Origin of the sequence: Moraxella caprae DSM 19149, assembly GCF_000426885.1 — a bacterium.
Classification (GTDB): domain Bacteria; phylum Pseudomonadota; class Gammaproteobacteria; order Pseudomonadales; family Moraxellaceae; genus Moraxella; species Moraxella caprae.
Genome location: NZ_KE384587.1, coordinates 1 through 10383, shown reverse-complemented (window position 1 = coordinate 10383; position 10383 = coordinate 1). Strand labels below are relative to the sequence as shown.

Genomic DNA, 10383 nt, shown 5'->3' with positions numbered 1-10383 from the left:
ATCTACAAACAGTAGAAATTTAAAAGGTCGTTAGACAGTAAGGTTACTTACCATGTCGCCAAAATCTACAAACAGTAGAAATTTAAAAGGTCGTTAGACCCGTTTTGGGGTATTTTTAATGATTTTTTGAGAGATTAGCAAGTTTTTTGCACAAAAAATAATCATTTTTACCGACAAAACATGATAAATCACGCATTAAGACTGAGGTTTGCAAAGTAAATATTTGAGCGTGCTTTATCTCTCTTATTATAACAAACCTCATCATTTTTTCCAAGACTTTTTATAAAATCAACAAATCCTCATTGCGATGTTTGGCATGGCCAAACCTTAATACTTCACGTTCTGTAAATCGAAAGATAATGACACTGTCCGCCCCTGTAAACAAAGGCTCAAATTCTGCTTTTATTTTTTCGGTGATGATATTTAAAATGCGTTCGCTGTTTTGGATTTCATACACCGAATATTGCAATCTATCGCCATATTGCATTAAAAATTTGGCAAATCGTCCACGCACTTTATTATCACTGATATCATAACTGACGATTATCATACATCTTCTCCATTTGCTTGTATGTCAAAGCTTGGCAACATCAACACCAATTCGGCAAACGCCATATCTTTATCAGCATATTTCATATAGGCACGATAAAAATCCCTGATATAAACAAATATTGGCACTTTATGGGTGATGATTTCCTGCATTAAAATGGCGTTATAAATTCTTTGATGTTCAGTTTTTAGTTGGTATTGCATTTTTATTTGATTAAAATGCTCTGTTTTAAATTGCCCAAGATTAAATGATGTTAATACCTGCTTATCCACGATACAGCGAAATGGTTCAACCAAATCACATACCAGAGATTTTCTTTTATACCAAAGCTGATGAAGCATACCTTTGTAAACATCAAAACCAAATAATCTCAAATTTATCTCTATATAATTAAATAATAGCGTATAGCCCATATCCAGAACAACATTAACAGGGTCTATTTTTAGGCGTGGTTTTCTGCCTTGCCAAGAGGTATGTTTTAATTGCCCAAAATGATATTTAAAATAACTTTTGGCAATATTACCCTCTATACCCATTAATTCATCCAAACGTTTGGTTTGATCAATCTGCCTTTGATAATCAGCCAATGTCTCTATCATTTGGCGTAATTCATCGTCTTTTTTACGAATGCCTTTTAATAAAGTGATAGAATTATTGGCTTTTTGTTCTATGAAATGTTTGGCAAAATTTAAGGCTTGATTATTTCCAACGGCATATTGCTTTTGTCTTAATAGATAATTTGCCTCACCAAAAGAGCTGACAAATAAAATCGGTCTTAATCTTGAATTTAACAAAATCAAGGCAATGCCATATTTTTGACAAAATTCAATCAACACATTGGTCAGCGTACAATACCCAATAATCATCAGAGCCATGGCTTTATGGCGGGTGATTTTGGTTAATGTCTCATCGCTGTCTTTGTTTTTGATGATGATATTGCCTTGCGAGATACAAAGATGATAGCCGCCCTTCAAGTTATTTAATAATATCATCTGTTTTTCTTTGATGTCCGAAATGCTAAGCATAGATTGTCCTTATTTAGTCCGTCTTATCACACAAAGGCTGATAAATACAATGAGTGCATTTATTGGTATTAATGTAAATATCATCAGTCATGGGATTATAATGGCGTATTTTATACAAATGATTTTCAAACCAATCAATAATCTTATCATCAGGCAACGCCAAAGCGTGGCTTTTATTATCCGTCATTGAATAAAAACCCAAATAATCCACTTCAAACCCCATTTCTACCAAACAAAAATACTGGGCATAAAGCTGTAATTTATAACCGTCATAAATCGTTTTAATCGTGCGTTTGCGTTCGATGAGTTTTTTGCTATCGGCAAAATATTGGTCAATTTTACCTGTCAAACCATATTTATCCGAATGCACCGCCATGGCAGTGATAACGGTCTTTTTGGTGCTGTATGTGCCATTATCCACGCCCTCATGAGCGATTTTCCCTTTGACTTGTGGCGTATCATGATATGTATCATCATCCAATGCCTGATAGACGTTATGTAGATAAATAGAATAGGGACAAAAAATAAAATCATTTAATTGACTGATATTTAACGTATGATATTCCATACTATCTCCCAAATAAAAAGCCCAGCCGAAACTGAGCTTTTGGCAATTAGCGGTTTTGAGCGAAGTTTAACCATGTTTGATTGTCAATGGCAAGTTTGACTTTATTCAAATCATCGCTGTTTTTGATTTGTTCTAGCACCCACAAACCCTTTAATGCGATATGATATGCCCCATTGGCATCCGCATTTTGTGGCTGTGTATCATCCGCCAATGCCGAATTAAAAAACATACCCTCATCATTTGCCACAGGCGATAGAATAAAATCTTCATCGCTACTGGCGTTACTATAGCGTAATGCAAGCAATGTCTTTAACAGATATATCAGCGATTTATGAAATTCTTTATCGTTATTTTGGCAAATATCCATAACCAGATTTGGCTGTTTGTCATTGATGTGATGACGAGCAAATAGCGATTTTAATTCATCATTAACATTAATACCCTTTGTCGCCCCTTTATTTTGATTGGCGGTTTTATCATACACATAGCGTTTATCGCCATGCGAGCAAATCTTCCATATTTGGCGAGAGTTTTTGGCTTTGTCAGTAAATTTGGCATAATCAATATGAAATTCAAAATAATCCTTATCTGCGTTATAACAAATCTTATCAAATTTACCAAAAAACGCTTGCGACTGAGCGATATTTTCATAACGTGGTTTTAACAAATCCACAAAGCCCGTTTCAGGGTCTATTTTACTGGTATTCCATGCAGGCACATAGAATAAAAAGCCTGTTTGTTTGCCAATGCTTTTTAGATCAGTAAAATTATTGGTCAATTGCAGGGCATTTTTATATGAACCAATCTCATCATCTGCCTCATCTTTTAATACCAAATGGTTTAGCTTTTTGATTAGAGCGTTTTCAAAGTTTTGGTAAATTTGTTTTTCCACCTTAAAGCGACCACGCTTAAACCCAAAATTTAAATCCTCTAACACCACAATGGCATTATATTTAAGCATAAGCTGGCTGATTTGATGTACCACATGGCTTAGATAGCCGGATTTTAGCTCTTTTATGGTCTCAATCTCACCCCAACCGACACGAGCATTTAGGCGTTCTATTTCTCTCTTGTCCAGTATCTTATGATAAGGCGTGGTCATTTGTGTACCATTTGCCGATGCGGTAGTGATGTCATTGAGACTACGCTGTTCTAAGATTTCGCCTTTGCTATTAATCACTGTCAGATATAGCAAATGTCGCTCGCCACGGTCTATGCCTATGACATTTACCTCATCATATTGCTGTATGCTTTGATTAACTTTTTTATTAAATTCTTTAATCGTCATGCCCTGTACACCAAAATTCATGGTAATAGGCACATGTAGCATAAACTTATCTTGGGTATAGCGTTTATCTTTGATGATGTCATAGACAAATTGACGCTTTTTGGGATTATCAGGATTTTTATTTTCTAATACCTCGCCTGCACGATGAATGGTGGTTTCATTCATATCCAAAGACGCCTTACGATAAAATATCTGTGCCTCGCCATTTAATTTATAAATTGGATTGGCAAGATTATCTTTGCTAAACAACGCCTTAAAATACAAAGTATGCAAATTGGGCTTACCGTGAGCCTTGGGCGAGAAATCTTTATTATAAATCTGGAATAAATACAACTGACCTTGTTCAACCAGCTCGTTAATATAATCGGCGTTGATATCCACAAATTTTACTTGATAACCTTGTGGTTCGACTTCTCTATAAAAATCACTCAAATCCTGATAGCTACTGGTTGGTGAAAATTTAAAACCAAAATGTTGCCATTCTGGATGTTTATTAATACCCGCCTTAAAAAAATCAATCAACGCATGGCAGTCTTTTAGATTAAAATTATTGCCTTTTTTGTGCGTGCCTTGTGCATATTTATCCAGTAGTTCAGCAGAAGGGTTATAATAATCCAAATTACTCTTGGCAAAAAATACTTTGGGTAGCATTTTATTAGGTCCGGGCAATAATTTATAAATCATTTTTTGATAAACATTTTTGCCTGTATTTGGAGCATTATCAAATACTTTTTTATGAGCTTTATCTAATAACGCCAAATAATAACAGCCGTCTTTTTGTAAGATAATCCCAAAATTATCTTTTTCTTTATTCAAATCCCACCCGTTTAATAATGTCGGATTGCCAAAGTTTAATTTGTATTTTTCGGTACTAAATGGCTTTTGGGATAGATAATCACGCACTTTGTTATAAAGCGTGGGAATCTTGGCAAGCTCATCATACAACGCCCCAAACTCACCATAAAAATTGCCGTCTTGGTTGTCTAGCGTGGTTTTGGTCGTTAATAACTTGGCAAAATGCGCCACGTTTAGGGCGTTGTCTAGCAGCTCTTTTAGCTGTCTTAACTGTGTCATTTCAGGGTTTTTGCCTGACTTAATTTTGGGCAATGCTCGCTCGCCTGCTGGACGTTCACGCTCCAAAAAACCCTTAATGGTGCTGTGGTTGTTGTGTATTTTTTGGATTGGATTATCCACGCCTGCCAGACCGTGTTTGAAATACTGTCCAAGTTTGCCTGCCTGCACAGACTCATCATCATGCCTAGCAGTATAATGCTCTATCGCCTGCTCAAGGCTTGCCAAGGAATGCACGCCTTTGATGAATTTGTCTTTTTCTTTTGTCAGTTTTGCTTTGGCATTGTCGGTTTTGGCTTTGGCAAATCTCTCATTAAACTCTGGATTCACCACATCCACATAATAGCCGTCCAGTACCCGACCCAACAAGGCAAAATCACCAAATGCCTGCTTGGATAGTTCATTTAAATTTTTATGCTCAACATAAATGCCGTCCTTTTGATGGTCATCAAACCCATCAAATAAGCTTTGCACCTTGGCAAAAACATCAGCATAATGGCGGTAAAATTCATTGACCGCTTGGCACATCTCGCTATCATCGGCAAATTTGCTTGGCAAAAATGACACACCCATGCCGTCGCTTAGGATTTGTTTGTGTAGGGGGCGTAATTTGGCGATACGTTCGGATTTGTGGCAATGTTGGTTGTGATGACTATTGATAAGCTCATTGATACCTTGTATCTTGCGAGAACCTGCCTCGCCACTGATACCGCCAAGCAGGGTATTATAAGCCGTGATACCCTCTTGGGTTAAAAGCTTGTGATAGCCGTCCAGATGACTTGCCAGCGACACATCCAAGCCACTCGCAGTCAGCTCATTTATAATCTGGTCATACAACGCCGAGTGCTTTTGTTTGATGGTTGCCAGTATTTGTAGGTTGTCAATAAAGCGTGGTAAGTTTTCATGAATCAGACGATAGGTAATGGCGGTGTGTTTATCCTCATCGCTGTACATGTTTTTGCGGTTGTCATGAAAACCAGTAAAGTAAGTGCTAAACTTCTCAAAATGGGCAAGGTGAGCAAGCTTTGGCGATGACTCACCCTCTTGGGCGATGACAAATTTCGCCAAATCACCAAGCTCTTTGCCGTCCTTAAAAAGCTTTGCCCCAAATAAGCGGTCATAACCCGCCTTATATTTTCCGCCATTACCGATGGGCTTCACAATCTCTTTTCTTAAAACTGCTTGCAAGTCCTTTAGCTGTTTTTGCAATCCATCGTCTTTGGGATTTTTTCTAAATTTTAAATACACATCATAAAATTCTGCCAGCTTAGTTAGCTTAACTTCGCCCATCATATCAGCGATAAAATCACGATGATAATCGTCCAGTATCGCCTTTACCTTTTGGTACATGTCCGCCATGGTCTCATCTTGGCTCAAAAAGTTTTTGGCATGGATATGCTCTAATGTCTTGCCAATGGGCTTTAATTCAAAACGCATGGTTTTTGATAAGGGGTATAGATGAGTAAAGTCTTGAAATAACATGAAAAATCTCCGTTCGGTGATGGCTAGGTACTGTTTTGGTACAGTTGTATTTTATAAAAGGCGATTTGTCTTGTCAATATTTTTTTATGAGAATATGCTATATGATAAGGATATCATTTTATGATGTGTTGTGTTATAATTTTAGCCGTCTAACGACACCGCTAATTTCTACTGTTTGTAGATTGAGAATATGCAAAAATCATGAAATATCAATATCTTATCCCATTATCCATCCTTGCTTTATCCGCTTGTACCCCTACACCGCCCACCACTTACCAAAAAATAGACGGGCAGACGATGGGGACAAGTTATCACATCGCCTTTGAATTACCAAAAGGGGCGACCGCCGATGAGATACAGGCAAGCATAGACACCCGCCTTGATGAGATAAACGACAGCATGTCCACTTATCAAGCCGACAGTACGATTAGTAAATTTAACGCCCTAAGTGCAGGGCAGACGATACAGATCGACCCTGATTTTATCAAAGTGCTATCCGATAGTAGACTCATCTATGAAAAGTCGCACCACGGCTTTGACCCGACTGTTTACCCGCTTGTGGAGCTGTGGGGCTTTGGCTCAAAGATGAGTGTAGAACGCCTACAAAATCCACCCACTGACACCGAAATCCTAGCTGTGCGTGATACCATCGGACTTGACAAAATCGTGCTAAATGGCAATGAATTATCCAAAACGGCGGATGGCGTGGGGCTTGACTTTTCGGCAATTGCCAAAGGCTATGGCGTGGATACGATAGCAGACGTTCTAAAATCCAAATACAACATCACCAACTACATGGTAGAGATTGGCGGAGAAATCGCCACAGGCGGAGTCAATGACAAGGGACTGCCGTGGACGCTCGCCATTGACAAGCCCATCATGGGTAGCACCACCACCAACCGTGAAATCATGACCACCCTTGCCCTATCAGGACAAAGCATGGCGACATCAGGCAACTACCGCAACTCGCTTGACTATGACGGCAAAACATACAGCCACACCATCAACCCCCACACCGCAAGCCCTGTGGAAAATGGCGTACCAAGCGTAACTGTCATCGCAAGCACCACCGCACTGGCGGACGGCTGGGCAACCGCCTTGACCGCCATACCCCAAGATGATGCCATCAGACTTGCCGATGAAAATGACATCATCGCCTTATTTATCATCAAAGATGGCGACAACTGGCAAATCCATAAAAGCCAAGGCTTTATCGCCTTTGAACAACAGGGTAAAAATTAACCATCAACTCTTTGGTAGTATTGCCTTTAAAAATCCACCAATTTACATTACAATAGGGCGTGTTGAACATTGATAATATTATTAAAAATATGATGAAATTTAACGCTTTAAATCAATTTTTGCATGAAAAATGGCAAATACCAACGTTCAACACGCCCTAGCATAAAACCCCACAAGGATAATCATGACCACATTCTCGCCCAGCCCCCAATTTACCAAGCGTTGGCACGCCACCCCCACCGCCGTCAAAAACGCCTTTCATCAAGAGCTTGATGACATCATTGACATGCTCCATGGTAGCACGCCTGCTCACGAGTTTGAGTTTAACCATGCCGATTTTGGGCAGACCGTTGAAGATTTGTTTTTTATCCACCGAGATGACACGCCCATCCCTGCCCGTATCATTCACAACTTAGAGGCGTCCCAAGCCCTATTTGCCGAGACATCCACCCCGACACAACGGCTACACCCCAAGGATTTGGATGCCTTAGAAGCACGCATTACGGACAAGCTTAGCAAGCAAATTGACGACTTTTTGGGCGAACACATGGCACAGGTCTCTGACGATCTAAAGGGCTGGCTAAAAACCGCCCTAAAAAACGAACTTGCCAACCACCAATAATCCGCCCACACCATCATAAGGCTTATCATGAACACAGCACACAGCGACATCATCATCATCGGGGCAGGGCCTGCAGGTCTTGCGTTTGCACGGCATTTTAAGGGCGTGGATTTGACCGTAACCATCATCGAAAAATCCCCCTTAGATACCATCGCAAATCCTGCTTATGACGGGCGTGAGATTGCCTTGACTCACCGCTCACGGGAGATTATGCTAAACCTAGGGGCATGGCAACGCATACCCGATGATGAGATTTATAAACTTGCTGATGCTAAGGTTTATAATGGCGATTTTAATTATGCCTTGCATTTTAAAGTGCCAAAAGATTTGAACCTGCTCACCAGCATTGACCGCTTGGGCAATCTCATCTCAAACCATAACATCAGACAAGCCTTTTATGATGAAGTCAAGGATTTGCCCAATGTACAAATCCTAACCGAACAAGCCATCCAAGACATCAAAACCGACAGCCGAGGGGCGAGCGTAACCCTAGTAGATGGTCGCACCTTGACCGCCAACCTGCTCATCGGAGCGGACAGCCGTTTGTCCTTTGTGCGTAAAAAGCTCGGTATCGGAGCCGAGATGAACGACTTTGGGCGGACGGTCATCGTCTTTCGGGTATCACACCCTTTATCCAACGAAGCGACCGCCAGAGAGTGCTTTTTGTACGGCAGAACGCTCGCTCTACTGCCCCTACACGACCATCTGACCAACTGCGTCATCACGCTAGATAATACCCAAGCCGACAGCCTGCTTACCATGAATGCCGATGAGCTTGCCTTAGAAGTTCAGCGGATGATGAGCGACCGCTTGGGCAAGCTGACCTTAGCGGGCACCGTACACCATTATCCACTCATGGGCGTACACGCCAAAACCTTTGTCTCCACCCGCTCGGCATTGGTGGGTGACAGTGCGGTGGGCATGCACCCTGTGACCGCTCATGGCTTCAACCTAGGGCTTATGGGGGCGAACATGCTAGCCACGCTTATCCTAGACGCTCACGCCAAAGGGCAAGACATCGCAAGCCCTGCCCTACTACAAAAATACAACGTCCGCCACCAAACCCGCACCCGCCCCCTATATCACGGCACCAACTTGATGGTAAAAATGTTTACCGATGACAGCACGCCCATGCAAACGGTGCGGGACTTGACCCTGCGAGTGAGTAACCATCTACCGCCTGTCAAACGGTGGATAGCAGGGCAACTGACGGGTAAATAAGCCATACCGCCATCTTATCAAGTTATGTTATAATAGACTATTCTACTCACTCATCCACAGGTGTTTTTATGATTGTTGCCATTTCCGAAGGACTGATTGTCAAGATTGGACTGTATGGGCTACTGCCTGCGTTCATTGCTTTTTTGTTTTTTATCATGTGGGATATGGCAAAAAGCACCAATGCAGGCAGGGCAGGGACGTTTTGGATTTTTGTGGCATTGGGGGCGGGGTTTGTCGGCTTTTTATTAAAAATCGTGATTGAGTTTGTGTTAAAGACGTGGTTTATTTAGGGTAATACCCAAAACAACAGCATCAAAGGACGTACTCGGCACGTCCCTACACCATATATTATTAGACCTCTTTTCCAAACCCCAGAGTAAACATGCCATAATACCCATTTAACCTAAAAAGCCAAGACATGACACCCAAGCAAACTGAAAAAACTAAGCGACAGTGGGTTTAAACGATGCTTTGGCGTAAAAAGAACCATGTATCAACATATGCTTACAATACTCCAAGAAGCCTACAGCGAACAACATAAAAAGGTGGTAGAAAAGCCAAAATCAGCCTAGAGAGTAAACTTGTGATAACCTTAAACAATACCGCAGTCAATTTCACATCGCCCAAGACTTTGCTTTGCCAAGTAAGAAAGCAAAGGCGACAGCACTCATGCAAATAGCCAATTACCAAAGAAAAAGACAAAACTTAAACCTTTAACCAAAGCAGATAAAAAAACAAATCGCATGTTATCATCTAAGCGAGTAACCAATGAACACGTCATTGGAAAGCTCAAGCGTTTTAACATCTTATCATGTCGCTACCGCAATCGCAGGAAAAAATTTGGATTGAGAGCGAATCTGATTTCTGCGATTTATAATTTTGAGTTGGGGTGGTTTGGAGAGAGGTTTAGTGATTAATGCCAAATTTGAAGTGTGCGTGCGTTAATTTTCCAAGCCCATTCAAAGTTTTGAATGGGTTTTATTTTATATTAGCCATTATTGTTATTAAAAATCCACTTAATTACTAAGTGGATTTTTTAACTAGACCTCCTGCAAAACCCTTCCTATGCTAAAATACCCCAATGAACTACGAAGCCTCCACACACCTATCCGACACCAAATTCAAACGCTTAGTTGGCATTGAACGCAGGGTTTTTAATGAAATGCTTGCTTGTTTAGAGCAAGCACAAGCTGCTGTACATCAAAGAGGCGGTAGAAAACTTAAAATCAGCATGCCCAATTTGTTAATGGCAACCTTACAGTATTTTAAAGAATATCGCACCTATGAGCAGATAGCCGCTGACTTTGGCATCCA

General features: G+C 40.7%; 8 protein-coding genes and 2 pseudogenes. 6 read left to right on the top strand and 4 right to left on the bottom strand.

Annotated features, from left to right (window positions below):
- Positions 1-280: 280 nt before the first annotated feature.
- From cas2 to cas12a, 4 genes are read right to left on the bottom strand one after another with little or no spacing between them, the layout of a single operon-like run.
- Positions 281-550, bottom strand: coding sequence for a CRISPR-associated endonuclease Cas2 (cas2, locus tag K941_RS0114110; protein ID WP_029104087.1), 270 nt, complete (start codon positions 548-550; stop codon positions 281-283).
- The gene (gene cas1 / locus K941_RS16235; RefSeq protein WP_051226119.1) at positions 547-1575 is read right to left on the bottom strand and encodes a type V CRISPR-associated endonuclease Cas1; all 1029 of its coding nucleotides are present in this window, start codon (positions 1573-1575) and stop codon (positions 547-549) included. Before cas1 ends, cas2 begins: the two co-directional genes overlap by 4 nt.
- Positions 1576-1588: 13 nt before the next feature.
- Positions 1589-2143 (bottom strand): type V CRISPR-associated protein Cas4, encoded by a 555-nt coding sequence (gene cas4 / locus K941_RS0114100; RefSeq protein ID WP_084137798.1) that lies wholly within the window; start codon positions 2141-2143, stop codon positions 1589-1591.
- A 46-nt stretch (positions 2144-2189) separates the two neighbouring features.
- Entirely contained in the window at positions 2190-5984 is a 3795-nt protein-coding gene (gene cas12a, locus K941_RS0114095) for a type V CRISPR-associated protein Cas12a/Cpf1 (RefSeq protein ID WP_036388671.1), read from the bottom strand.
- A 201-nt stretch (positions 5985-6185) separates the two neighbouring features.
- Here cas12a and K941_RS16230 point away from each other — a divergent pair, with 201 nt between their 5' ends.
- From K941_RS16230 to K941_RS0114070, 6 genes and pseudogenes are all read left to right on the top strand, one after another.
- Positions 6186-7226, top strand: coding sequence for an FAD:protein FMN transferase (locus K941_RS16230; protein ID WP_051226118.1), 1041 nt, complete (start codon positions 6186-6188; stop codon positions 7224-7226).
- A 184-nt stretch (positions 7227-7410) separates the two neighbouring features.
- Complete coding sequence (locus tag K941_RS0114085; protein ID WP_029104084.1) at positions 7411-7848, top strand: hypothetical protein; 438 nt, start codon at positions 7411-7413, stop codon at positions 7846-7848.
- A gap of 27 nt (positions 7849-7875) precedes the next feature.
- Positions 7876-9069: a 5-demethoxyubiquinol-8 5-hydroxylase UbiM gene (gene ubiM, locus K941_RS0114080; protein WP_036388664.1), complete on the top strand. Its 1194-nt coding sequence runs from the start codon at positions 7876-7878 to the stop codon at positions 9067-9069.
- 68 nt (positions 9070-9137) lie between these two features.
- Complete coding sequence (locus K941_RS0114075) at positions 9138-9359, top strand: DUF2788 domain-containing protein (RefSeq protein WP_036388662.1); 222 nt, start codon at positions 9138-9140, stop codon at positions 9357-9359.
- Positions 9360-9737: 378 nt separating this feature from the next.
- Positions 9738-9986 (top strand): annotated as a pseudogene (locus K941_RS16975) (transposase); the annotation flags it as partial.
- A gap of 164 nt (positions 9987-10150) precedes the next feature.
- Positions 10151-10383 (top strand): annotated as a pseudogene (locus K941_RS0114070) (transposase family protein); the annotation flags it as partial.

Bases quoted from the DNA above. Each gene is read 5' to 3' on its own strand.
- cas2 (WP_029104087.1), bottom strand. From the start codon at position 550: ATGATAATCGTCAGTTATGATATCAGTGATAATAAAGTGCGTGGACGA.
- cas1 (WP_051226119.1), bottom strand. From the start codon at position 1,575: ATGCTTAGCATTTCGGACATCAAAGAAAAACAGATGATATTATTAAAT.
- cas4 (WP_084137798.1), bottom strand. From the start codon at position 2,143: ATGGAATATCATACGTTAAATATCAGTCAATTAAATGATTTTATTTTT.
- cas12a (WP_036388671.1), bottom strand. From the start codon at position 5,984: ATGTTATTTCAAGACTTTACTCATCTATACCCCTTATCAAAAACCATG.
- K941_RS16230 (WP_051226118.1), top strand. From the start codon at position 6,186: ATGAAATATCAATATCTTATCCCATTATCCATCCTTGCTTTATCCGCT.
- K941_RS0114085 (WP_029104084.1), top strand. From the start codon at position 7,411: ATGACCACATTCTCGCCCAGCCCCCAATTTACCAAGCGTTGGCACGCC.
- ubiM (WP_036388664.1), top strand. From the start codon at position 7,876: ATGAACACAGCACACAGCGACATCATCATCATCGGGGCAGGGCCTGCA.
- K941_RS0114075 (WP_036388662.1), top strand. From the start codon at position 9,138: ATGATTGTTGCCATTTCCGAAGGACTGATTGTCAAGATTGGACTGTAT.